General features: G+C 66.0%; 20 protein-coding genes and 1 tRNA gene. 6 read left to right on the plus strand and 15 right to left on the minus strand.

Translation table 11 applies throughout. The annotated features are described in order from the left end of the window. Positions 1–182 precede the first annotated feature (182 nt). Together gltA and gltX are read right to left on the minus strand one after the other, a co-directional pair. Complete coding sequence (gene gltA / locus FHY55_RS08705; RefSeq protein ID WP_140013815.1) at positions 183–1,478, minus strand: citrate synthase; 1,296 nt, start codon at positions 1,476–1,478, stop codon at positions 183–185. A 109-nt stretch (positions 1,479–1,587) separates the two neighbouring features. Then, positions 1,588–2,988, minus strand: a complete 1,401-nt coding sequence (gene gltX / locus FHY55_RS08710) for a glutamate--tRNA ligase (RefSeq protein ID WP_140013816.1) — start codon at positions 2,986–2,988, stop codon at positions 1,588–1,590. Positions 2,989–3,087: 99 nt separating this feature from the next. Between gltX and FHY55_RS08715 the strand changes: the two genes are divergently transcribed. Further along, on the plus strand, positions 3,088–5,115 hold the full coding sequence (locus FHY55_RS08715; protein ID WP_140013817.1) for a ComEC/Rec2 family competence protein: 2,028 nt from the start codon (positions 3,088–3,090) through the stop codon (positions 5,113–5,115). A gap of 63 nt (positions 5,116–5,178) precedes the next feature. Here the strand turns inward: FHY55_RS08715 and lexA are convergent, their stop codons facing one another. From lexA to FHY55_RS08750, 7 genes are all read right to left on the minus strand, one after another. Next, positions 5,179–5,874, minus strand: coding sequence for a transcriptional repressor LexA (lexA, locus tag FHY55_RS08720; protein ID WP_140013818.1), 696 nt, complete (start codon positions 5,872–5,874; stop codon positions 5,179–5,181). A gap of 96 nt (positions 5,875–5,970) precedes the next feature. Next, positions 5,971–7,140, minus strand: coding sequence for a gephyrin-like molybdotransferase Glp (gene glp, locus FHY55_RS08725; RefSeq protein WP_140013819.1), 1,170 nt, complete (start codon positions 7,138–7,140; stop codon positions 5,971–5,973). Next, positions 7,137–7,610, minus strand: a complete 474-nt coding sequence (moaC, locus tag FHY55_RS08730) for a cyclic pyranopterin monophosphate synthase MoaC (protein WP_140013820.1) — start codon at positions 7,608–7,610, stop codon at positions 7,137–7,139. Before moaC ends, glp begins: the two co-directional genes overlap by 4 nt. A gap of 3 nt (positions 7,611–7,613) precedes the next feature. After that, positions 7,614–8,417: an indole-3-glycerol phosphate synthase TrpC gene (gene trpC, locus FHY55_RS08735; protein ID WP_140013821.1), complete on the minus strand. Its 804-nt coding sequence runs from the start codon at positions 8,415–8,417 to the stop codon at positions 7,614–7,616. Positions 8,418–8,459: 42 nt separating this feature from the next. Continuing rightward, positions 8,460–9,161: a DUF3592 domain-containing protein gene (locus tag FHY55_RS08740; RefSeq protein WP_140013822.1), complete on the minus strand. Its 702-nt coding sequence runs from the start codon at positions 9,159–9,161 to the stop codon at positions 8,460–8,462. Positions 9,162–9,297: 136 nt separating this feature from the next. Further along, positions 9,298–10,317 carry an anthranilate phosphoribosyltransferase gene (gene trpD / locus FHY55_RS08745; RefSeq protein ID WP_140013823.1) on the minus strand — a complete coding sequence of 340 codons (1,020 nt, stop codon included), beginning with the start codon at positions 10,315–10,317 and terminating at the stop codon, positions 9,298–9,300. After that, positions 10,314–10,898, minus strand: coding sequence for an aminodeoxychorismate/anthranilate synthase component II (locus tag FHY55_RS08750; RefSeq protein ID WP_140013824.1), 585 nt, complete (start codon positions 10,896–10,898; stop codon positions 10,314–10,316). Before FHY55_RS08750 ends, trpD begins: the two co-directional genes overlap by 4 nt. Positions 10,899–11,080: 182 nt before the next feature. Here FHY55_RS08750 and FHY55_RS20920 point away from each other — a divergent pair, with 182 nt between their 5' ends. Next, the gene (locus FHY55_RS20920; RefSeq protein WP_140013825.1) at positions 11,081–13,363 is read left to right on the plus strand and encodes a divergent polysaccharide deacetylase family protein; all 2,283 of its coding nucleotides are present in this window, start codon (positions 11,081–11,083) and stop codon (positions 13,361–13,363) included. A gap of 65 nt (positions 13,364–13,428) precedes the next feature. Here the strand turns inward: FHY55_RS20920 and trpE are convergent, their stop codons facing one another. The 6 genes from trpE to fabI all read right to left on the minus strand — a co-directional run bounded on the left by trpE (position 13,429) and on the right by fabI (position 19,977). Then, positions 13,429–14,943, minus strand: a complete 1,515-nt coding sequence (gene trpE, locus FHY55_RS08760) for an anthranilate synthase component I (protein ID WP_140013826.1) — start codon at positions 14,941–14,943, stop codon at positions 13,429–13,431. Positions 14,944–14,948: 5 nt separating this feature from the next. Next, the gene (locus FHY55_RS08765) at positions 14,949–16,808 is read right to left on the minus strand and encodes a peptidyl-prolyl cis-trans isomerase (protein ID WP_140013827.1); all 1,860 of its coding nucleotides are present in this window, start codon (positions 16,806–16,808) and stop codon (positions 14,949–14,951) included. Between the two features lie 75 nt (positions 16,809–16,883). Beyond that, positions 16,884–18,059 carry an aminotransferase gene (locus tag FHY55_RS08770; RefSeq protein WP_140013828.1) on the minus strand — a complete coding sequence of 392 codons (1,176 nt, stop codon included), beginning with the start codon at positions 18,057–18,059 and terminating at the stop codon, positions 16,884–16,886. 1 nt (position 18,060) lies between these two features. Next, positions 18,061–18,579 (minus strand): xanthine phosphoribosyltransferase, encoded by a 519-nt coding sequence (gpt, locus tag FHY55_RS08775; protein WP_140013829.1) that lies wholly within the window; start codon positions 18,577–18,579, stop codon positions 18,061–18,063. A gap of 147 nt (positions 18,580–18,726) precedes the next feature. Beyond that, positions 18,727–19,143, minus strand: coding sequence for a hypothetical protein (locus FHY55_RS08780; RefSeq protein ID WP_140013830.1), 417 nt, complete (start codon positions 19,141–19,143; stop codon positions 18,727–18,729). A 9-nt stretch (positions 19,144–19,152) separates the two neighbouring features. After that, on the minus strand, positions 19,153–19,977 hold the full coding sequence (fabI, locus tag FHY55_RS08785) for an enoyl-ACP reductase FabI (RefSeq protein WP_140013831.1): 825 nt from the start codon (positions 19,975–19,977) through the stop codon (positions 19,153–19,155). Positions 19,978–20,182: 205 nt separating this feature from the next. Between fabI and pdxH the strand changes: the two genes are divergently transcribed. From pdxH to FHY55_RS08805, 4 genes are all read left to right on the plus strand, one after another. Further along, positions 20,183–20,791: a pyridoxamine 5'-phosphate oxidase gene (gene pdxH / locus FHY55_RS08790; protein WP_140013832.1), complete on the plus strand. Its 609-nt coding sequence runs from the start codon at positions 20,183–20,185 to the stop codon at positions 20,789–20,791. A gap of 115 nt (positions 20,792–20,906) precedes the next feature. Continuing rightward, positions 20,907–21,449: a cold-shock protein gene (locus FHY55_RS08795; protein WP_140013833.1), complete on the plus strand. Its 543-nt coding sequence runs from the start codon at positions 20,907–20,909 to the stop codon at positions 21,447–21,449. A gap of 149 nt (positions 21,450–21,598) precedes the next feature. Further along, entirely contained in the window at positions 21,599–22,057 is a 459-nt protein-coding gene (locus tag FHY55_RS08800) for a DUF192 domain-containing protein (protein WP_140016057.1), read from the plus strand. Positions 22,058–22,105: 48 nt separating this feature from the next. Beyond that, positions 22,106–22,182: transfer RNA gene (locus tag FHY55_RS08805), tRNA-Pro, on the plus strand. Positions 22,183–22,664 lie beyond the last annotated feature (482 nt).

Here is a 22,664-nt window from a genome sequence, read left to right on the forward strand (position 1 = left end):
TAATATCCGCCGAATCCGGCGAAACCCATGACCTTAGGTTAACAGGTGAAGGGGGTGAGTCTACGGAGTTGGAAGTTTGGAAATCCATTGTTTCCAGTTGGGTAACAACCGGCTGTGCGCCGAGACCCAATGACAAGGGCCGCACGTGGCGGCCCTTTTCTGTTCTGTAGGAGGCGCTGGCGTTAGCGCTTTTCGACCTCGACGTAATCGCGGCAGGGGGCCCCGGTGTAGAGCTGGCGCGGGCGACCGATGCGCATGGTCGGATCACCGAGCTGCTCTTTCCACTGGCTGACCCAGCCGACGGTGCGCGAGAGTGCGAAGATCGGCGTGAACATCGAGGTGGGGAAGCCCATCGCCTCGAGGATGATGCCGGAATAGAAGTCGACGTTCGGGAACAGCTTTTTCTCGGCGAAATAGGGATCGTCGAGCGCCTGCTTTTCCAGCTCCTTGGCGGTGGCCAGGATCGGGTTGTTCTCGACGCCCAGCAGGTCGAGCACCTCGTCGGCGGATTGCTTCATCACCGTCGCGCGGGGATCGAAGTTTTTGTAGACGCGGTGGCCAAAGCCCATGAGGCGGAACGGGTCTTCCTTGTCTTTGGCGCGGGCGATGTACTCGGGGATGTTTTCGGGCGAGCCGATTTCCTTGAGCATCTCCAGGCAAGCCTGGTTCGCGCCGCCGTGGGCCGGACCCCAGAGGCAGGCGATGCCGGCGGCGATGCAGGCAAAGGGGTTGGCGCCCGAGGACGAGGCCAGCCGCACCGTGGAGGTGGAGGCGTTTTGCTCGTGGTCGGCGTGGAGGGTGAAGATCCGGTCCATCGCGCGCGACAGGATCGGGTCTACCTTATACTCTTCGGCAGGCACCGCGAAGCACATGTGCAGGAAGTTCTCTGCATAGGTCAGATCGTTGCGCGGATAGACGAAGGGCTGACCGATGGAATATTTGTAGGCCCATGCGGCGATGGTGGGCATCTTGGCGATCAGCCGGTGCGAGGCGACCTCGCGCTGGTGCGGATCGGAGATGTCGGTGCTGTCGTGGTAGAAGGCGGCCATTGCGCCGACTACGCCAACCATGATCGCCATCGGGTGCGCGTCACGCCGGAAACCACGGAAGAAATACTGCATCTGCTCGTGCAGCATGGTGTGATGGGTGATCGTGGTTTCGAAGGTTTCGAGCTGCTCGGCGGAGGGCAGTTCGCCGTAGAGCAGCAGGTAGCAGACCTCAAGGTAATGCGATTTGGAGGCGAGCTGGTCGATCGGATAGCCGCGGTGCAGCAATTCGCCCTTTTCGCCGTCGATGAAGGTGATCGTGCTTTCGCAAGCGGCGGTGGAGGTGAAGCCCGGGTCGTAGGTGAACACATCTCCCTGGCCGTAGAGTTTGCGGATGTCGATCACATCCGGACCGGCGGTGGGCGAGTGGATCGGTAGCTCGATCGACTTGTTGTCGAACGTCAGTGTCGCCGTCTTGGAGGTCTCTGCCATGAACGTCCCTTTCAGTGGTCACGCGCACGTAGGGCCCTTGTTACAAAGGCCGGTGCGGGAGTTTGTTCCTCTCATACCGGCGACAGAGTTAGGGTTGGGTAAACCGATCTCAAGTCGCCGCGTCTTGCAGCCGTGCCAAAGTTTCGGAACGGCCGATCACCAGCATCATGTCAAACACACTCGGGGTGGCCGCGCGGCCGGAAAGCGCTGCGCGGAGTGGCCCTGCAAGCTGTCCGAACTTGCTGTTCTTACTCTCTGCGAATTCACCCAGAGTAGCCTCCAGCGCTTCGCGGTTCCAGCTAACACTTTGCAGGTGCGGCGTCAATTCGTTCAGCATACCACGGGATACCGTATCGAGGTTCTTCGCTGCCTTTTCATCGGGCACAAAGGGCCTTTCGCCCAGAACGAAAGCCGCTTTTTCGAGCAGTTGCGGAAGCGTTCGGGCTGACCCTTTGAGGCAATACATGGCCCGCAGCAGCCCGTCCTTTTGGGTTTCGGTAAGTTCCTGCGCGTCGATGGCGGTGAGGTAGGCCTCGATCTCGCCCATCAGGCCCATGTCATCCATCGCGGCGATGTGCTGGCCGGACAGATTGTCGAGCTTCTTGAAGTCGAAACGTGCGGCGGCCTTGTTGATACCTTCCAGCGAAAACCACTCGCGGGCCTGCGCATCGGAGAAAAACTCGTCATCGCCGTGGCTCCAGCCGAGGCGGGCGAGGTAGTTGCGCATCGCCGGGGCCGGGTAGCCCATCTTCTGATACTCTTCCACGCCGGTCGCCCCGTGCCGCTTGGAGAGCTTCTTGCCGTCTGGCCCGAGGATCAGCGGCAGGTGGGCGTAGACCGGCAGAGGCCAGCCCATGGCGGTGTAGATGTGGCACTGGCGCGCCGCGTTGTTGAGGTGGTCGTCGCCCCGGATCACATGGGTGACGCCCATGTCGTGATCATCCACCACCACGGCGAGCATGTAGGTGGGCGTGCCATCCGAGCGCAGGAGGATCATGTCATCCAGCGTGGAGTTCTTGAAGGTCACGTTGCCCTGCACGACATCTTCAATCACCGTCGCGCCTTCGCGCGGGGCCTTCAGACGGATGACGAAGGGGGCATCGGGATGGGTTGAGGGATCGGCATCGCGCCAGGGGGAGAGGTAGAGCGTGGAGCGGCCCTCGGCCTTGGCTTCTTCGCGGAAGGCTGCGATTTCTTCCTGTGTGGCGAAGCACTTATAAGCGGTGCCGGCTTCGAGCATCTGCTGGGCCACCTCGGCGTGGCGCGCGACCCGCTCAAACTGGCTTACTGGCTCATCATCCCAGTCGAGTCCGAGCCAGCGCATGCCGCGAAAGATGGCATCGGTCGCCTCGGGGGTGGAGCGGGCGCGGTCTGTATCTTCGATGCGTAACAGGAACTTACCCCCCATCTTGCGGGCGAAGATCCAGTTGAACAGCCCCGTCCGTGCGGTGCCGATATGCATGTAACCGGTGGGCGAGGGGGCGATGCGGGTGACGACCTGAGATGGCATGTCCGAGGGCATGGGGCGCGTTAACCTTTTGTAAAGGATAATTTGTCTCTGTTGGGAGACGTGTATGCAATCGGCTCAGGCAGGGCAAGGCCACCACTTTTGGGGAGGCTGGCCCTGCCGTTCCTCGCCCAAAGGGGGCACCTGCTGCTGTGGTCTCCGGTTTGCCTCGGGCTGGGGATTGGCTGCTATTTCTCGCTGCTGAGTGAGCCGACGGGGGGGCAAATCTCTGTTGCTGTAGCTGCGGCTTTTGCCGCGCTGATCCTTGCGCGGTTGGCGGGCGAGATGGCCGGGCCGCTCTTTCTGGCGCTCGCGCTGGTGCTTTGCGGCGGGGCGCTGGGATGGTTGCGCACGGCGATGGTGGCCGCACCGGTGCTGGAATTTCGCTACTACGGGCCGGTGGAAGGGCGGATCATCGACATTGACCGCTCACAATCCGACGCTGTGCGACTGACGCTCGACCAAGTGCGGCTGGGCGATATGGCCCCGGCAAGGCTTCCGGCGCGGGTGCGGGTGTCTCTCCACGGGGATCAGCGCTGGGTGGCGCCGGAGCCGGGGCTGCAGGTGATGCTGACAGCCAACCTCTCGCCCCCGCCGGGGCCGGTGGAACCGGGGGGCTACGACTTTCGCCGGCAAGCCTGGTTCGACCGGATCGGTGCGGTGGGCTATACGCGGACGCCGGTGTTTGCGCTGGCCCCGGCTGATGAGGGGCATGCCGGGCTGGCGCTGTTTCGCGCGCGGGTGGCGCTTTCGGCGGCGATCCGCGAGCGCCTTGCGGGCCAGCCGGGGGCCTTTGCGGCGGCGCTGCTGACCGGGGATCGCTCGGCGGTGTCACAGGGCACGCTGGACAACCTGCGCGCCTCGAACCTTGCGCATCTGCTGGCGATATCGGGCCTGCACATGGGGCTTCTGACCGGCACGATCTTTGCCGCGATCCGCGCCGCCCTGGCGTTGCTGCCATGGATCGCCCTGCGGTTTGACACCCGCAAGGCGGCGGCGGTGGTGGCGCTGGTGGCGGGCGCGGGATACCTCGGGCTTTCGGGCGGCAACATCGCCACCGAGCGGGCCTTCATCATGGTGGCGGTGATGCTGGGGGCGGTGCTGATCGGGCGGCGGGCGATATCGCTCAGGGCGGTGGCGCTGGCGGCGATGATCGTGTTGGTGCGTCGCCCGGAGGCGCTGCTTTCGCCGGGGTTCCAGATGTCTTTTGCGGCGACGACGGCATTGGTGGCGGTGTTTGGCGCGGTGCGCGAGGCAGGCGGCTTCGGCGCGCGCTGGCCTGCGGTGCTGAAGGGCGCGGCGGCGTTGGTGATCTCTTCTTCGGTGGCGGGCGCGGCGACGGCTCCTTTTGCCGCCGCGCATTTCAACCGGATCGCGGATTACGGGTTGATCGCCAACCTCGCCTCGGTGCCGGTGATGGGGCTTTGGGTGATGCCATGGGCGCTGGTGGCGGGGGTGCTGGCGCCGCTGGGCCTGAGCTGGCTGCCGCTGAACATCATGGGCTGGGGCTGCGCGTGGATCCTCGGGGTTGCGGCATGGGTGGCTGGGCTGGAGGGCGCAGTAACGCATGTGGTGGGGCCGGGGCCCTGGGTGCTGCCACTGCTGGCGCTGGGGGCTCTGTGGCTGGTGCTTTGGCGCGGCGGCGGGCGCTGGCTGGGGCTGGCGGGCGTTGCGGCCTCGCTCTGGCTCTGGACACAGGCAGAACGCCCGGTGCTGCTGGTTTCGGACCGGGGCGGCTTGGTGGGCGTCATGGGGCCAGACGGGCGGGCGCTTTCAAAGGACAGGGGAGAGAGCTTTACCGCCGAGGTCTGGCTGGAGAATGACGGGGACGGTGCAACGCAGGTGCAGGCGGCAGCGCGGATGGGGGCGGCTGACGCGGGGGTGCTGCGGTTTGAGGTCGCCGGGCTGCCGGTGACCCATGTTTCGGGCCGTGGCGCGGCGGCGAAAGCCTCGGGGCTTTGTGCGGAGGGGCTGCTGATTGTCAGCGTGGAGCCCAAACCGGCGGCGCAGGGCGCTTGTGACCTGTGGAGCCCTGCCCGGATGCGGCGCACAGGTGCTTTGGCGGTGATGGAGGACGGGCGGCTCGTGACCGCCGCAGAGGTGGCCGGGCGCCGCCCGTGGAGCCCGTAGGGCGGGGCGGCGGGTTTCGCTTGCAGGAGATCCTCGGGTCAGGCCCGAGGATGACCGTGCGTCTCAGTAGATGCGGATCAGACCGACAAGACGGCCCTGCACCTTCACCTGATCATCGCGGAAAACGCGGGTTTCATAGGCCGGGTTGGCGGCCTCCAGTGCGATAGACTGGCCATTGCGGCGGAAGCGCTTGAGCGTGGCCTCGTGATCCTCGACCAGCGCCACCACGATATCGCCGTTGTCAGCGGTGTTCGTCTCACGGATCACCACCACATCGCCGTTGTTGATGCCGGCGTCGATCATGGAATCGCCTTTGACCTCAAGCGCATAGTGCTTGCCACGCCCCACCATGGCACCGGGAACGGCAACCGTGTGGCTGACTTGTGATATTGCCTCGATCGGCACACCGGCGGCGATGCGGCCCATTACCGGCAGTTCCATCGCTGCCGCCTCAACCGGCATGGCGCCGGGGGGTGGGGCGGCATCGGGGCGGTTGCCGTCGATCACGTGGGGCTGAAAGCCGGTGCTGCGTTTGCTGTCGAGCGCCTCGGGCAGCTTGACGATTTCGATGGCGCGGGCCTTGTGTGCGAGCCGCCGGATGAAGCCGCGCTCTTCCAGCGCCGTGATCAGGCGATGGATGCCTGACTTGGAGCGCAGATCGAGTGCATCCTTCATCTCGTCAAAAGAGGGAGGAACACCGTCGCGGCGCAGGCGCGCGTCAATGAATTTCAGCAAATCCAACTGCTTCTTGGTCAGCATCGGGCTCTCCATGCTCGGCCTCGGTTGCAGATGTTCTGGCAGTGTTCACGTTTTGTGTCAACCCTCCTGACACGGGATGACACCGGGTGCCGCGCTTCAGAGGTCGATCACCTCGACCATCTCGCCCGGCGCGCGGGGGCCATCATTCGGCGGGCGGAGGAGGAGGGCATTGGCGCTGTCGAGCAGGCTGAGCAGGCTGGAATCCTGCCGCTCGAAGGCCGAAATGGAGCCTTCGGAAATCACGCCACGCATGTAGTGGGCGCGCGGGCCATTGGCAGGCAGGGGCGCATTGAGCGGCAGGCTGCGGCGCGGGGCCGGTGCCTCGCCAAGCCCCAGCATCTTGCGGATCATCGGGCGGATGAAAATATGGCCGCAGACGATTGAACTTACGGGGTTTCCGGGCAGGCCGACCATCGCCATATCGAGCACCCGGCCCGCCATCAGCGGTTTTCCGGGGCGCATGGCGACCTTGTAGAAGGCACGGTCCATCCCGAATTCTGCGGCGACTTCGCCGACGAGGTCATGGTCGCCCACCGAGGCGCCGCCGGTTGTGACCACCAGATCGGCACCGCGGGCGAGGTTGAAGGCTGCGGTCAGGCTTTCGCGCGTGTCGCGGGCGATGGGAAGAAGGCGGGATTCGGCGCCCTCGGCCTCGAACAGGGCGGCGAGGGCGAAGCTGTTGGAGGCCACGATCTGATCCGGGCCGGGGGCCTCGCCGGGCATCACCAGCTCATCGCCCGTGGCCATCAGCGCGACGATGGGCTTGCGGGTGCAGGTGACGGTGGCGGCCCCCATCGCGGCAGCCAGCGCCAGTGCGTTTGGGGTCAGGAGGCGGCCCGGCTCCAACCTGTCACCCACCTTGAAGTCGCCGCCTGCGGGGCGGACGTGGGTGGCTTCATCCAGCTTGTCGGACAGGGTGATGGTGGTGCCGTCGCGGGTGGTGTCTTCCTGAATGATCACGCGATCCGCCCCGTCCGGCAGGGGCGCTCCGGTGAAGATGCGCACGGCTTGCCCCGGAGCGACCGACAGGCCCGAGGCGCGACCGGCGGCGCTTTCACCGACAACGGTGAAGCTTTGGCCGGGCGAAACCGGGCCCTGCACGGCGTAGCCATCCATCGCGGAGGCGGAGAAAGGTGGCTGGTCGCGCGGGGCAATGACGGGGGCCGCAAGCACGCGGCCTGCGGCGGCACGAAGGGGCACAGGCTCGGACGGCAGGGGCGTGACGAGCGCGAAGATCCGCGCGAGGGCCTCTTCGACCGAGATCAAGAGGCCTGGTAGCGGCCCGATTTGCCGCCGTCCTTCAGGAGCACCCGAACGCCGCCGATTTCCATCGCCTTATCGACGGCCTTCAGCATGTCATAGACGGTCAGCCCGGCCACCGACGCGGCGGTGAGCGCTTCCATCTCCACCCCGGTTTGGCCGGTGGTCTTGACGGTGGCGGCGATGCGGATGCCGGGCAACTCGGGATCGGCCTCCAGCTCAACGGCGACCTTGGTGATCGGCAGTGGGTGGCAAAGCGGGATAAGGTCGGGCGTGCGCTTGGCGGCCATGATGCCGGCCAGCCGGGCCACGCCCAGAACATCGCCCTTTTTGGCGCTGCCTTGCTGAACGATTTCAAGAGTTTCCGGTGCCATCTTTACCCAGCCCTCGGCCACGGCGACCCGGGATGTCACCGCCTTGTCGGAGACATCGACCATATGGGCCCGGCCTTCGGCATCGAAATGGGTGAGCGCCATCTGTCAGCCCCTCGTGGTGTCGGCCAGCAGTGCGCGGGTGGCTGCGGCCACGTCATCGGCACGCATCAGGCTCTCGCCGATCAGGAAGCAGCGGGTGCCGTATTGCGCCAGTTCGGCGAGGTCGTCGGGCGTGGAAAGGCCGCTTTCGGAGATCAGCAGCCGGTTCGCCTCGGCAAGCCGGGCAAGGCGCTTTGTGGTATCAAGCGTGGTCTCGAAAGTGTGCAGGTTGCGGTTGTTGATGCCAAGGAGGCGGCTTTCGAGCTGCATGGCGCGCTCAAGCTCCTCCTCGTTATGGACCTCGACCAGCACATCCATGCCCTGCTCGGTGGCGGCCTGCTCCAGATCATGGGCCAAGGCGTCATCGACGGCGGCCATGATGATGAGGATGCAATCGGCCCCCCAGGCGCGGGCTTCGAGCACCTGATAGGTGTCGAACATGAAATCCTTGCGCAGCGCGGGCAGCTCCGTGGCCTCGCGGGCGGCAGTCAGAAACTCGGGTGCGCCCTGAAAGCTGGGGCCATCGGTGAGCACGGAAAGGCAGGCCGCCCCTCCGGCCTCATAGGCCTGCGCCAGCGAGGGGGGATCAAAATCTTCGCGGATCAACCCCTTGGAGGGGCTGGCCTTTTTGACTTCGGCAATGAGGCCGTAGCCATGGCGGCTGTGCTCGATCAGCGCATCGCGGAAGCCGCGGACGGCAGGCGCGGAGGCGGCGGCAGACAGCATGGCCTCTTCGGAGCGCTCGGCCTTGGCGGCGGCGATCTCTTCGAGTTTGTAGTCACGGATGCGGTCTAGAATGGTCTGGCTCATGGCGAACACTTATTGCGCGGGGCAGGGCGGGGCAATGGCGATTTAGTCGATGGTGGCGGTGAGCAGCGCATGGCCGGGCCGCTCTGGCGCGTAGGTGATGGCGATGTTGTCGCCCGGCTTTGCGCCCATCACCAGTTTGGTGGGGGACGGCGGGATCTCGGCCTGCCGCTCCTGTCCGGTGGCGTCGGTGAAGGCGACGGTGAGGGCCGTGCGGTTGCCAACGGGCCGCAGCGCGAGGATGCGGGCATTGGTGCGGGTGCCGTGGCGGCGCAGGGCACGCGCGGCGGAGCCGGTTTTGGCAAAGAGCAGCGCCGCAAGCAGGCCAGCCGCGGTGAAGACGGCGCCCGCGATGCCGGCCCAGAACGCGTTATCCGACACGCCGCCGGGCTCGATTTCAACCTCATCGGGGCGGTCGGGCAGGGTTTTGACGGTGATCGTGTCTCCCTCGCTGACGGAGAAGTAGAACTCTGACGAGACGGTCTCGGTGGCGCGGTGAAACTGCAGATCGGGCGCGGTGCCGGAGGTGTAGGTCACGGTCACCCGGTAATCGGTGGTGGGTGTCTTTGAGCCGCCGATGCGAACGCGCCTGTCGCGCTCGACCACCCGCGCGGAGGTTTCGATGCCGCTGCGGGCAAACTCGCGGCCCCGTGCGCCTTCGGAGATCCAGACCCAGAGGCCGATCGCCCCCAGCGCGAAGCAGAGCAGCACCAGCCAGCCACCGCCGCGTATGAGCCATTTCAGCATGTGCCGTCTCCCACTGTCCCCCAGCGAGGAAAGCGGGTGCGGCGGCAGGGGTCAAGCATGGGGCTGCTCTTCGGGGCCTTCGGCCGCTCATCGCAGCCGCGAAGAGGGCCTGAAAGGGCCGATGAGCTGCCCCGGATCAGGCGTTGGCAGAGGTGATGCGGGCGAGGGTCTGCACTTTTTCCAGCGCCTTGCCGCTGTCGATGCTTTCGGCGGCGGCGGCCACGCCATCGGCCTTGCTCGTGACCTTGCCCGCGACCATGAGGGCGGCGGCGGCGTTGAGCAGCACTGCGTCGCGATAGGCGCTTTTCTCGCCTTCGAGCAGGGCGCGGAAGGCGGTGGCGTTTTCCTGCGGCGTGCCGCCGAGGATCGCCTCGAAGGGGTGTTGGGGCAGGCCGAACTCTTCGGGGTGCACCTCGAACTCGGTGATTTCGCCATCGGTGAGCGCGGCGACCTGGGAAGCCGCGGCGATGGAAAGCTCATCCGTTCCGTCGCCGCCATGGACGATCCAGGCGGCCTCGCTCCCGAGATTGCGCAGCACCTCGGCCATGGGCTTCAGCCAGTCGGGCGAGAAGGTGCCGGTGAGCTGGCGCTTCACCGAGGCCGGGTTGGTGAGCGGGCCGAGGATGTTGAACACCGTGCGCGTGCCCAGCTCGGCGCGGGTGGGGCCAACGTGGGCCATGGCGGGGTGGTGCATCGGGGCCATCATAAAGCCGATGCCCGCCTCTGCGATGGCCTTGTTGACCACCTCCGGCCCGACCATCACCTCAACGCCCATTTGCCCAAGCGCATCCGCCGCGCCGGATTTGGACGACAGGTTGCGATTGCCGTGCTTGGCCACCACGACGCCCGCGCCAGCCACCACGAAGGCGGTGGCGGTTGAGATGTTGAGCGTGCCTTTGCCATCACCGCCGGTGCCGACGATGTCCATTGCGCCTGCCGGTGCGGTCACCGGTTTGCAGCGGGCACGCATGGCGGTGGCGGCGGCGGCGATTTCATCCACCGTTTCGCCGCGCACGCGCAGGGCCATGAGGAAGCCGCCGATCTGGCTGGGGGTGGCCTCTCCCTCAAAGAGGGCAGAGAAGGCGGCTTCGGCTTCGGTGCGGTTGAGGGCGCGTTCGGCGGCGGTGCCGATCAGGGGGCGGATGATGTCGCTCATGCGGGCTCTGCTGCCATGTTGAGGAAGTTTTGCAGCATGGCGTGGCCGTGCTCGGAGCGGATGCTCTCGGGGTGAAACTGGACGCCCTCGATGGGCAGCTCGCGGTGGCGCAGGCCCATGATGGTGCCGTCCTCCAGTTCGGCGGTCACCTCAAGGCAATCGGGCAGGCTCTCGCGCTCGACGATTAGCGAGTGGTAGCGCGTGGCCTTCAGCTCGCCCTGGGGCAGGCCGGCGAACACGCCCTTGCCGGTGTGGCGGATCGCGCCGAGCTTGCCGTGCACGATCTCGCCCGCACGCACCACCTTGCCGCCGAAGGCCTGCCCGATGGATTGGTGGCCGAGGCAGACGCCCATCAGCGGGATCCGCGCATCGGCTGCCGCATGCACCAGATCGAGGCAGATGCCGGCTTCGTTGGGGGTGCAGGGGCCGGGGGAGAGCAGGATGGCGGCGGGATTCAGCGCCATCGCTTCTTGGGTGTCGAGCGCGTCGTTCCGCTTCACCTGCACATCGGCGCCAAGCTCGCCCAGATAGTGGACGAGGTTGTAGGTGAAGCTGTCGTAGTTGTCGATCAGGAGCAGCATTTGGCCCTCGGGAGAAGAGAGTGCGCAAGGGGGGTGATCCGCCGCGCGGTTGGCGCTATACTTGCCCGTAGCCCGCCGCCATGGTCAAGCCCATCCCTGGCCAACCGTGCGGAGGGGCGTAACATGCGGGGAGTGTTCGAAAATCGGGCGCTCTTTGCGATAACAGGCGAAAGGTCGGGCATATGGGCAAGGGACTCCTGTCGGGTGTTGCATGGGGCGCTCTGGCGAGCGTTGTGGTTTTGGGTGGGGCGTCGGTGATGACGCCATTGCCGAAGGAAGATGTTGCCGGGGACGTGCCGGAGCGTGCTGGCGGGCTGGAAGCCCCGCAGGCCGATGCAGCCCCCGAAGCGCCGGAGCAGGCGCCTGCAGAGGTTGCGGATGCCGAGGTGGAAAGCGAGCTTTCGCCTCCGCCCGGATCGGAGTTTGCCCGCGCCGGAGAAGACAGCCAGCCCGAAGCGCCGGAGGCGGAGGCGAGCCCGGTTGCGCCCGAGGTGCCCGTGCAGCCCGGTGCGCAGGTGGCTGAGGCTCCTGCGCCGGATACAGCGCCGCCCGCCGTTCCCGAGACATCCACCGAAGCCGTTGCCGCCCCTGCCGCGCCCGTCGTCGATGACAGCGCCCCGGTGATCGGAGGCTCGGATAGCACAGTCGCCGGAACAGAGACGCCGGATGTGGCTGGACAGCCCGCGGCACCGGAGGCCACTGGTGCACCGGAGGTGGCAGAGGCCCCCGTGCAGCCGGACCCCGCGGATGATGCGGCTGAGGTGGCTGCGGCACCGGGGGAGGCAGAGGCGGAAGAGAGCAGCGACGCAGCCGTGCGCCCCGGGTCGGATGATGGGCAGGCGGATGCGGAAACCGTCGCCGACTTGCCGCGCAGCACGCCAGAGGCGGTTGCTGCCGAAGATGTGGCCGCCCCGGCCAGTGACAGTGAAGCCGTGGTTGCCGCCGAGGGTGATGCGGCGTCTGCCCCCGTGGCCGCTGTTGAGGTGGCGCGCAGCGAGGCCCCCGAGCGCACCGCGCCGGTGCGGGCCACGAGCGGCGGCGATTCTGCGGCTGCACCGGCTTCGGTGGCTGTGGCCCCCGCGACGGGTGGCAGCGACGTGGTGGCCGTAACTGGCAGCGAGGCTGCGGTGCGGGCCGGCGAGGCCGAAGTGGCTGAGGCGCCTGAGGCAGCGGAGGTTGTGACCGGCACCGCGCCCGTGCCCGCCACCGCCGATGCGGCCCCTGCGGATACGGTGGAGCCTGCGCGCGGCGAGCAAGTTGCGGGCACAGAGCCCGGGGCTGACGAGTCGATCGAAGTAGCTCAGGCTGAGCCAGCGCCGGGAACGGTGGAAATCATCGACGTCGAGCCGGAGACAGCGGCCCAGCCGACGCCGGAGGCTGAAGCGCCGGTCTCTGAAGCCCCGGCTGTGCCGGTGGCATCGGAGGCGGCAAGCGACGCGCCGGCACCAACCCAGCCGGAGCGCGAGAGCCCGGCCGTGGCCGCCGAAACCCCGAATGCCCCCGCAGCCGACCGGACGGAGGCGAGCCGGGAAACCGAGCTTCCGGCAGAGCCTTCGGAGCCGCCTGCCACCGTGCCAATCACCGAGCGGGAGCCCCGCACAGGCACCTCGGGCGGATTGCCGCGCCGGATCGTGACGCAGGGCGAGAGCGGCGGTGGGTTTGGCAAGCGGGTCGTGCCGCTGACCGAGCGGAACAAGCCCGGCTCCCGGCTGCCGTCGATTGGTGATGAGGCTTCAGCCGAGGCTGAAACCGGAGTGGAGGCCGAGGAGGGCGGCGCGGGGGCTGCTGCAGAACTTTCGGCATTGGCGGCCAATGCCGCGCCATTTGAGAACCCTGAGGCGAAGCCGCTGGTCTCGGTGATCCTCTATGACGTTGGCGATCAGGGGCTGGACCGGGAGGCGCTGAAAGCGATCGGCTTCCCGATCACATTCGCGGTGGACCCGACCGATCCCGGCGCGGCTGAGGCTGCGCAGGGCTACCGGGATGCGGGTTTCGAGGTGTTGATTCTGCCCACGGGGCTGCCGCAGGGCGCCACGCCGCAGGATATGGAAACCACGCTGCAAAGCTATTTCGGGCGCTTCCCCGGCGCGGCGGGCTTGCTCGCAACCGGCGAAGAAGGGGTGACCCGCAACCCGGCGCTGACCCGTCAGCTGCTGGCGATTGCGGGGGACACCGGACACGGGTTGGTCTTTTTCGACAGCGGGCTGAACTCGGCGCAACGCGGCGCGGAAAATGCGGGGCTGCCGTCAACGCTGGTTTGGAAACAGCTGGATGGCGCGGGCGAGAACGCGGGCGCCATTGGCCGGACACTGGACCGCGCGGCGTTTCGGGCCGGTCAGCAGGGCGAAGTTGTGGTTATGGGCCACAGCTTCAGCCAGACGGTGACAAGCCTGCTGGACTGGGCTGCCGGAACCAAGGGGCAGAGCGTGGCGCTGGCTCCGGTCTCGGCGGTTTTGATGAAATAGGGCTGCGGGGTGGTGGGCAGATTGCCCACCCTACGGGTTGATCGCAGGGTAGGAGAGCCCCGCGGCTATGCGTTGCCGCGGCGGGTGAACCTTGCAGCGTCGTCGGCGGCGGCCTTGATTGCCTTGCTCTTGTTCACGGTTTCCATGAACTCGGCTTCGGGGTCACTGTCGAACACCACGCCGCCACCGGCCTGGATGTAGAGGGTTTCGTCCTTCAGCACGGCAGTACGCAGGGCGATGCACATATCCATGTCGCCATCGGCGGAGAAATAGCCCACGCCGCCGCCGTAGACGCCACGCTTTTCGGGCTCCAGCTCGTCGATGATTTCCATGGCGCGCACCTTGGGCGCACCAGAGACGGTGCCCGCAGGCAGGCCGGCGAGGAGGGCGGAGAGGGCATCTTCGCCGTCGTTGATCTCGCCCACAACGTTGGAGACGATGTGCATGACGTGGGAGTAACGCTCGACGATGAACTCTTCGGTCGGGCGCACGGTGCCGATACGGGCGACGCGGCCCACGTCGTTGCGGCCCAGGTCGAGCAGCATGAGGTGCTCGGCCAGTTCTTTCTCGTCCGAGAGCAGGTCGGTCTCAAGTGCGCGGTCTTCCTCTTCATTGGCACCGCGCTTGCGGGTGCCCGCGATGGGGCGCACGGTGACTTCGCCCTCGCGCAGCCGCACGAGGATTTCGGGCGAGGCGCCGATGACCTGAAAACCGCCGAAGTTGAAGAAGAACATGAAGGGCGAGGGGTTGGTGCGGCGCAGGCTGCGGTAGAGCGCGAAGGGGGGCAGGGCGAAGCGCTGCGACCAGCGTTGCGAGGGCACGACCTGAAAGATGTCGCCCGCGCGGATGTAGTCTTTCGCCTTCTCGACGGCGGCCTTGTAGCCCTCGTGGGTGAAGTTCGAGACCGGCTCGGGTGTTTCATGCGCCGCTTCAAGCTCGCGGCTTTCACCCGATAGGCCGCGATCAAGGTCGCGCAGGGCATCCATCACCCGTTCGGCGGCCTGGGCATAGGCAGCGCGGGCTGAAAGGCCGGAGGCGGTGAAAGCGGGAGAAACCAGCGTAACCTCGCCTTTCACCCCGTCGAGGACGGCCACCACGGTTGGGCGCATCATCACCGCGTCGGGCAGGCCGAGGGTGTCTTCGGGCACATCGGGCAGGTGCTCCACCAGCCGGATCATATCATAGCCGAGGTAGCCGAAGAGGCCCGCCGCCGCCGACGGCAGGTCGGCAGGCAGGGTGATACGGCATTCGGCCAGCAGGGCGCGGAGGCTGTCGAGCGGGGCGGCCTGCTCGGTCTCCCAGCTTTCAGGGTCGAAGCGGGCCTGCCGGTTGATGCGCGCAGTCTCGCCGTGGCACTGCCAGATCAGGTCGGGCTTGAGGCCGATGATGGAGTAGCGCCCGCGCACTTCGCCGCCGGTCACGGACTCCAGCATGAAGCTGTCTTCGCGGGCTCCGGCGAGCTTGAGCATCAGGGATACGGGCGTGTCCAGATCGGCGGCAAGCCGGGTGAAGACTACCTGATTTTCGCCCGCATCGTAGCCGCGTGCGAAATCCTCAAAGCTGGGTTCGATCGTACTCATGGGGCCTACTGCGTGGCAATCTGGGCGTGGACCTGCGCGAGTGCGCTGTTGTCGATCTCAACGCCTGCATCGCGGGCGAGCGCCTCGGCAAAAAGCGAGTAGAGATCGACCGAGATCGACTGGGTGGCCTGCTGGCCAAGGAGTTGCGACAGAAGGGCGATGCGCTCGTTCTCGGGGTCGGGCGCGGCGATCTTGTTCAGCTGCAGCAGGTAGACATTGCCGAAGCCCTCGATGATGCCGAGGCCGCCCTCATCAAGCTCGAACGCGGTGGTGACGAGCGCGGGGGGCGTGCCGTCGATGAAGCCGTCGCGGGTGAGCGCCTCGGCCTCGTCAACGGGGGCGTCGGAGGAGGTGAGCGGCGCACCGGCTTCGACCTGTGCCTGAAGCTCGGCGGCCTGAACGCGCAGGCGCTTTTCGGTTTCCTGAGCTTCCCAGCCAGCGAGCACCTTGCCGCGCACCGCCTCCAGCTCTTGCAGGCGTGGCTCAAGGGTTTCATCGAGGCGCATGGCGAAGATGCCGCCGTCTTCCAGCCGGATCACCGTGGGAAAGTCGTCTTTGGTCAGTGTGAGGGCGGCGTCGCGGAAGGCGTCGTAGCTGGCGATGGCTTCGCCGGAGGCATCCCACCAGTCGATGGTGGCGACAACAAGATCGGTCTCGTCGGCGAGCTCTTCAAGGGTGGCGCCCTCTGCGAGGCGGTCTTCGACCTCCACTTCCATATCGGAAATCACCCGGCGGGCGCGTTCTTGTGCCAGCTCAAGGGTGAGGTCAGCGCGAGCCTCTTCGAAGGGCACATCGACGGCGGCGAGGATGCCGTTCATGCGGAAGAGCGCGGGGCCGAGATCGGTGGTGAAGGGGCCGGCAACGCCCGGTTCTTCCAACGCAAAGAGCGCCTCTCCGGCCTCTTCGGGCAGCTCGGCGCGGGTCAACTCGCCAAGGTCGACATCTTCCAGCGTCAGGCCGCGGCCCTCGACGAGAGATTGGAAGGTGGCCGAACCATCCTCAAGCGCGGCCTTCGCCTCAGCCGCCGCTTCGTCGGATGGGAAGATAAGCCGTTCGATCAGGCGGCGCTCGGGCTGCTGATAGTCCGAGGCCTTGCTTTCGTAGAGCTTGCGGGCGGAGTCTTCATCAATCTCGACGCTGTCCACCAACATCTCGGGCGCAACCCATGCGTAGGTGATGCGCTTCATCTGCGGCAGGGTGAAATCGGGCGTGTTGGCCTGATAGTAGGTCTTCAGTTCCTCCTCGGAGGGCTCGGGCAGCGGCTCGGCCAACTGCTCGGGGCCGAAGGTGGCCCAGCGGAAGCTGCGGCGCTCGCCAAAGTAGGCCAGCAGCGTGTCGATCTGCACCTGCGGCGCGGGCACGCCGCCGATCACGGCCCCCTGCAGAATGGTGCGGGCGGTGTCTTTGCGGATACCGGTTTCAAACTCGTCTACCGAGAGGCCGCGGTTGCGCAGCACGCCTTGGTAGGCGGCCCGGTCAAACTTGCCGTCGATGCCCTGAAAGGCGGGGGCGGCCAGCACCTGCTCGCGCACACGCTCGTCGCCCACCGACAGGCCCATGCGCGCGGCTTCATTGTCCAGCGCGGCACGGTTGGTGAGCCGGGTGCGCACCCGGGCGAGGATGCCCAGCTGCTCGGCGTCGGAGATAGAGATCTGACGGCCCTGATCGCGCTCGGCGGCGGCAATCTCGGAGAGCAGTTCGCGGTAATAATCGTTGACGGTGATCGGCTCGTCGCCAACCTCGCCGACGGACTGAATGGAACTGCCGAAATTGGTGACGCCAAAGCCGCCAAGGCCGAGGATCAGGAGCGCCATCAGCACCCAGATCACGATGTTGCCTACCTTCTTGCCCGCGCTCTGTGCCATTGCTCCGCCCGTATGCTCATTATGCAGTTGGCGTTTGTTATCCGGGCCGCGCCCGGGGAGCAAGGGCGGGCGCGGTCAGGGGCCTTTGAAATCCACCAGCCGGGCGGCGAGTTGGCCGATTTCCGGGGCGTCGAGGTTGGCGAAGGCAAAGCGCAGGGCGGCGCGGCCCATCGCGTCTCCCTCGGGCGAGAAGAAGGTGCCGGGCAGGGCCAGAACGGCGGCCTCGCCGGTGAGCGCGCGGGCAACGGTGGTGGCATCGGTGGGGAAGGGATGCTCGATCCAGGCGAAGAAGCCGCCGAGGCCGCGCAGGTGCCAACCGGCCTCTGCCAGTGCGGGCGCGGCGTCGCGCATGGCAGACTGGCGGGCCAGCACCTCATCGCGCTGGGAAGCGACCCATTGGCCGAGGTTCTCCAGCCCCCAGAGCGCGGCGATCTGGCCCAGCGGGGTGGGGCAGATGGTGACGGTGTCGATGAACTTCTCGATCTCGGCCAGCCGTGCGGGCGAGGTTGCCAGCGCCCCGACGCGGTGCCCCATAAGGCGGAAGCTCTTGGAGAAGGAGTAGACGTGGATCAGCGTGTCATCCCAATCGGGATCGGCAAAGAGGCCGTGGGGTGCGCCGGGGGTGGCGGTGAAATCACGATAGGTTTCGTCGACGATCAGCGCGATGCCGCGTTCGCGGGCAAGGTCGCGGAAGGCGGCCAGCACCTCGGGCGGGTATTCGGCGCCGGTGGGGTTGTTGGGGCTCACCAGCACGATGGCACGGGTGCGCTCGGTCAGCAGGGCCGCGGCCTCTTGCGGATCGGGGATGAGGCCGGGGCCGCAGGGCAGGGGGAGGGTGGTGATGTGGGCCATGTCGAGCCACATCTTGTGATTGAAGTACCAAGGCGTTGGCAGCAGCACCTCATCGCCTGGCCCGGCGAGAGCGGCCAGCGCAGCACAGAAGGCATGGTTGGCCCCGGAGGTGATGGCGACCTGCCCGGGCGTGACGGTGCCGCCATAGGTGGCCGAGATATTCGCCGCCAGCGCCTCGCGCAGCGGGCCTTGCCCCAGCACCGCGCCATAGTGATGCGCCGCCGGATCACCAAGCGCGGCCTGCGCGATGACCTCGCGCAGCGCATCGGGCGGCGGATCGGCGGGGGCGGCCTGCCCGGCGTCGATCAGGGGGCGTTCGGGCGGGAAAGTGAGGCCCTGCAGCCAGCTCTTTGCCTCGACCACGGGGGAGGCGAAGGTGCGGGTGGTTGGTGCGGGCACGTCAGTCCTTGCCGCGATAGGGCTCGACGTATTGCAGCGCCATGTCCCACGGAAAGAAAATCCAGGTATCCTGGCTGACGCCGGTGATGAAGGTGTTCACCATCGGCTCACCCTGCGGCTTGGCGTAGACGGTGGCGAAATGGGCATTGGGATAGAGCTCGCGCACCAGTTCCAGCGTCTTGCCAGTGTCCACGAGGTCATCGACCACAAGGATGCCGGTGCCGTCGCCCATCATCTCGGCGTCGGGGCTCTTGAGCACCTTCGCCTCGCTGCGCTGGTCGGCCTTGCCTCCGCCCGAGTGGTAGCTTTTGACCGAAATGGTATCGACGGTGCGGATATCGAGCTCGCGCGCCACGATCATCGCCGGGGCCATGCCGCCACGGGTGATGGCCACCACGGCGCGCCATGCACCATCGTCCGGGCCCTTGCCGTCGAGCCGCCAGGCCAGGGCCCGGCTGTCGCGGTGGATCTGGTCCCAGCTTACGTGGAAGCCCTTTTCGTGGGGGAGGCGGTCAGACATGGCGGAAACCCTCGTGCAGCGTTTTGCTTCTATTAGCCCTGCCATGCCCCCGCCGTCGAGAGGAACTGCTGCGTTACTTAGGGGATTTGCGCACTATACGAGGTGCAGAGAGGCTGGATGCGGCTCCGGCGGCGCGTTTGGGCGCGATCAGGTGGAGACAGAGATGCGGAAGGCAACGCCGTGCTCGACCGCGCGTTTGAACACGCGCTCGGTCTCGTCGAGCAGCTCTTCTGTGTGCTGAGCCATATCGGGCCATCCGGTGAAGAGTTCGGGCTGCTCACGCAGGGCGGTGCGGATGGCGGCGCAAAGCGCTAGCATCGCCTCCGGCGGAAACCACGGGCCGTCGCGCTCAGGGTTGTAGGGGCGGCGCATGTGCTCGGGCATAGCTTGGTTGATGTCGTTGAACTCGGCCTCGGAGAGCCCGATGTAGGCCTCGAGCGGGGCTTGGCCCGCGTCGATGAAGATATCGGGGAAGGGCGGGGCGTCGAACATCGCGAGATCGACGTAATCCTCGCCCATGACCGCCGGGACATCTGGATCGAAGACGGGCCAATACTCGGGCATGGCGCTGGATCAGCTGTCTTTGCGCTTGGTCACAACGTCGATGTCGGGCGCATCCACCGCCTTCATCCCGACAGCGTGGTAGCCCGCGTCGACATGGTGGATCTCGCCGGTCACGCCGGAGCCGAGATCAGACAGCAGGTAGAGCGCGCTCTTGCCCACGTCTTCGATGGTCACGTTGCGGCGCAGCGGCGAGTTTAGCTCGTTCCATTTGAGGATATAGCGGAAATCGCCGATGCCGGAGGCGGCCAGCGTTTTGATCGGGCCGGCGGAGATGCCGTTGACGCGGATGCCGTCTTTGCCGAGGTCTTCGGCGAGGTAGCGCACGGAGGCCTCCAGCGCGGCCTTGGCGACGCCCATCACGTTGTAATGGGGCATGACCTTTTCGGCGCCGTAATAGGTGAGGGTGAGGCAGGAGCCGCCGTTCTTCATCAGCTTCTCGGCCCGCGCGGTGCAGGCGGTAAAGGAGTAGACCGAGATTTCCATCGAGGTGCGGAAGTTTTCGACCGAGGTATCGACGTAGCGGCCGCGCAGCTCGTTCTTGTCGGAATAGCCGATGGCGTGAACGTAGAAGTCCATGCCGCCCCATTCCTGCTCGATCTTGGCGAAGGCGGCATCAACGCTTTCGGTGTTGCTCACGTCGCAATCGGCCATGAGCGTGCAACCGAGTTGCTCGGCCAGCGGGGTGACGCGCTTTTTGAAGGCATCGCCCTGATAGGTCAGTGCCAGTTCGGCCCCGGCATCGGCAAGGGCCTTGGCCACGCCCCATGCAATGGACTTGTCATTTGCGAGCCCCATGATCAGCCCGCGCTTGCCCGCCATAAGTTGTGAACTCATCCCGACCCCTCCGTCGCATCTGGTCCGCTCCCTTTAGGGCAAGGCGGGGCGAGGTTGCAAGCGCTCCCGCAACCGGGCAAGAATGTGAGCGATACAAGCAACTGCGCGCAGAAACTGTGCAAAAGCGCGGAGCCCCTGTCTTAAGGGACAGGTTGTGCGGCAGGAATCCGGCGCGTAACCCGGGCCGGAACAGGAATGGCAAGCCATGGCGGAACGAAGCGGAATCTTTGCGGGGGATGATCCTTTTGCCATTGCACGCGCATGGCTTGCGGAGGCTGAGGACACAGAACCCAACGACCCCAATGCCATAGCGCTGGCAACGGTGGACGAGGATGGGCTGCCCAATTCACGCATGGTTCTGTTGAAAGAAATCGAAGATCACGCCTTCCTCTTTTATACCAACTGGGGTAGCGCTAAGGCGAAAGAGGTTGACGTCAACGGAAGGGCTGCTTTCGTGTGGCACGCCAAATCCCTGAGGCGACAGATTCGCGTCAGGGGCATTACGGAGCGGGAAGACGGCCAGAAGGCCGATGAATATTTCGCCTCCCGTTCACTTCAATCCAGGTTGGGTGCCTGGGCCTCGCGGCAAAGCACACCCCTGTCATCCCGCGCGGCGCTCGTTGCTGAGGTTGCAAAGGTGACAGCAAAGCACGGGAAGAATCCCGCGCGTCCTCCGTTCTGGGGCGGAATTCGAATCTTGCCACTCGAGATCGAATTCTGGGCGGATGGCGCGTTTAGGCTGCACGACCGGTTTCGGTGGACACGTTCTGCTGTGGCCGGTGGTGATTGGCAGGTCCGGCGCCTCTATCCGTAACACTCGCGGATAGTCAGGCACCGTTTAAGCGGTAGGGGAATGCCCTTGTTCGTGGGGCGTAGCGTCTGTTGGGCCTTCGGCTCTGCATGCGCCATGAGGACACTATTGAATCGTAATGGAAGAAGACGACGAGATTAATGAGCACAAGCGTGTCAAGGGCCGGGTCAAATGGTTTGACCCAGCCAAGGGCTTTGGCTTTGTCATAGCTGACGAAGGCGGGCCCGATATCTTGCTGCACGCGAATGTTCTGCGAAACTTCGGGCAAAGCTCCGTGGCGGATGGGGCCGGTATCGATATCAGTATACAGGATACAAACCGGGGCCAGCAGGCGGTGGAGGTCTTTGCGATCGAACCGCCCGAGCCCGGTGATGCGCCCCCACTGGACGATGTGGCCGCCCTCGATCCCGAGGAGCTTGCCGCGTTGCCGATGGAGCCTGCGCGGGTGAAGTGGTTCGACAAGGGCAAGGGCTTCGGCTTTGCCAATGTCTTCCGCCACCCCGAGGACATCTTCGTTCACATTGAAGTGCTTCGGCGCTCCGGCCTTGCAGATTTGCAGCCGGGCGAGGCAATCTGCCTGAAGGTCGTCGATGGGCGACGCGGCAGAATGGCGACACAGGTGCTCTCATGGGAATCGGCGCTCAAGGAAAAGCAGGACTGAGGGCATGGCGCGCGCAGCCTGAGCGGCGGCGCGTCATGCCCGGTTTACTGGTTTCCTTGTTGCTGACGATCTGCCCTGCGGCGCTTGCCGCGCAGGGGGAGCCTTCGCTTGATCTGGAGGGCAGCCGTGAGGCCGCGCCCTTTGCTGCCATGCCGGACGGGGCGGGCGAGGCGCTGGTGACGCCTGCGCCCGGCTGCGAGATGGATGAGGTGCGGCTTCGGTGGGGCGAGGGGCAGGCCCGATTCTCGGTGGAGATCGCCGATGATGCTGCCGAGCGCAGCCAGGGGCTGATGCACCGCAAATCCATGGCCCGCTCGGCGGGGATGCTCTTTATCTACCCAAAGCCGGGGCACGTGAGCTTCTGGATGCGGAACACGCTGATTCCCCTGGACATGATCTTCCTTGATGAACGCGGCGTGGTGCAGCGGGTGCATTCCAATGCAATTCCGCTGGATGAAACGCCGATCTCTGGCGGGCCGGGTATTTTTGCGGTGCTGGAGATCAACGGCGGGCTGGCCAGGGCCTTCGGGATCGCGCCGGGCGCGCAGATGCTGCATCCGGCCTTCGGCTCTGCTGCGGCATGGCCCTGCGCCGGTGCAGGTGGCTGACGACAGCCTCTTCCCTTTCTCTGCGGCACGGGATAAGACCCGCTTCGTCGGGGCGTAGCGCAGCCTGGTAGCGCATCTGTTTTGGGAACAGAGGGTCGGGAGTTCGAATCTCTCCGCCCCGACCATCCACCACCACCCCAAGTAAGCTGATGCCAGTGCCAATGTGGTGCCGGCGTTGCCGGGATTCGTCCGCATTATTGGCCCCTGTGAGGCAAGCGGGGTGTTCGCTGACCTTGGGGCACCACTAGATGTAGTAGGCAGCCGCTGCCCGATTATCGGGCAGAGCCGCTGTTTTGCGATGCGCGAGCCACCGCCACTGTGACCGGATTGCACAAGTTGTACGCAGCCGCTTCCTGCGGCCCAGCCCCCCGCAGCCCTGTGGAGAAGAGCGGGAAAGAGCCTTGGGCGGAGTGGAGGGCTGAGGGCGAAAACCACCATATTTCGTATGGGTTGGCGGGCGACCCTACATCTTGTGGTGAACTTTCCCGGGCTGTGAATGAATCACGCCCCTGTGAGGCCGCTCAGCGGAAGGGCGGCACGTCAACAAAAAAGATTGCCAGATAGGGCGGATTTTAGCGTTGACGGTTGCCCCCCCAATCGGGTTTCT

Source organism: Oceanicola sp. D3 (assembly GCF_006351965.1).
Classification (GTDB): domain Bacteria; phylum Pseudomonadota; class Alphaproteobacteria; order Rhodobacterales; family Rhodobacteraceae; genus Vannielia.